General features: G+C 68.0%; 1 protein-coding gene. It reads left to right on the top strand.

The genetic code is table 11. The features are described 5' to 3' along the window. Positions 1–91: 91 nt before the first annotated feature. A partial coding sequence (locus D7X30_RS41325) for an IS66 family transposase (protein WP_120568464.1) occupies positions 92–1,515 on the top strand: 1,424 nt, incomplete at its 3' end.

Genomic DNA, 1,515 nt, shown 5'->3' with positions numbered 1-1,515 from the left:
GGGTGGTGCTCGCCTGGGGGGGCAGTGAGGCAGCGAACGGTGGGCCTCACCACACTCGACGTGGGCTGGGGGTGATTAGAAATACTGGGACGTGGCCACGCCCGACCCGAGAGATGCGCGTATCGCGGAACTGGAGCGACTGCTGAGCGCGGCGCTCTCGCGAATCGAGCAGCAGGAGGCGCGCATCGCGCAGCAGGAGGCGCGCATCGCGGAGTTGGAGGCGCAGTTGCGGAGCACCTCGCGTAATTCCTCGAAGCCTCCGTCCTCGGACCCACCCGGTACGCCGCCCAGCAAGTCGGAGCCGACGGGGCGCAAGCCCGGAGGCCAGCCCGGACACAAGGGCCGCAAGCGCGAGCTGCTGCCGCCGGACAAGGTGACGCAGGTGGTGGCGGTGCCCGCACCGGAGCGTTGCACGGGCTGCACCGGGCCCCTGTTGCGACTGGAGAGCACGCCTCCCGCACAAATCCACCAGGTGGTGGAGTTGCCGCGCATCGTGCCCGAGGTGAAGCAGTACGAGTTGCACGCGGGCTGGTGCGCCCGCTGCGATGCCTGGCGCTGCGCACCGCTGCCGGCGGGAGTGCCCGAGGGCAACTTCGGTCCGCGCCTGACAAGCTTCATCGCCCTTTGCACCGGGCGCTTCCGCCTGTCCAAGCGGCGGGTGCAGGAGTTGCTGGAAGACGTGCTGGGCGTGGAGCTGGCGCTCGGCAGCGTCAGCAACCTCGAGCAGGCGGTGAGCAGCGCTCTGGCGGCGCCGGTAGACGAGGCCCGCGCGTATGTGCGGGCGCAGCCGGCCGTGCATCAGGATGAAACCGGGTGGTGGCAAAAGCATGCCAGGGCCTGGCTGTGGGTGGCCAGCACCACGACAGTGGCCGTCTTCCTCATCATCAAGAGTCGCGGCAAGGACGTCGCCCAGACGATGCTGGGCAAGGGCTTTCAAGGAACGCTCATCTCTGACAGGTGGTGTGCCTACAACTGGGTGCACGTCCTCAGGAGGCAGGTCTGCTGGGCGCATCTGGTGCGCGAGTTCGAGGGCTTCGTCGAGCGCGGCGGGGAGGCGAAACGGCTGGGAGCGCTGCTGCTGGCCGAAGTCTTCGTCCTCTTCGAATGGTGGCACCTGGCACGCGATGGGCTGCTGTCGCGCGCCACCTTCCAGCGCAAGATGCGACCGCTGATGCGAGAGGTGGAGCGACTCCTGGCGGAGGCCGCAGACGTGTGCCCGAAGAAGGTGGCCGGCACCGCCAGGGAAATCCTCAAGCTCAAGGATGCCCTCTGGACGTTCGTCTATACCAAAGGCGTCGAGCCCACCAACAACCTTGCCGAGAGGGACCTGCGCCATGCCGTCATCTGGCGAAAGACGAGCTTTGGCACCCAGAGCGACGACGGCAGCCGCTTCGTCGAGCGTATCCTCACGGCCGTGATGACCCTCCGCAAGCAGGAGCGCAACGTGCTCGACGCTCTCACGGCGTCCCTCGAAGCCCATCTCCACGGCACTCCCGCGCCCTCGCTCCTGCCCGG

Origin of the sequence: Corallococcus sp. AB011P, from assembly GCF_003611605.1 — a bacterium.
GTDB lineage: Bacteria > Myxococcota > Myxococcia > Myxococcales > Myxococcaceae > Corallococcus > Corallococcus coralloides.
Note: the sequence above shows the minus strand (reverse complement) of the source record. Positions and strands in the feature narration are given on the sequence as shown.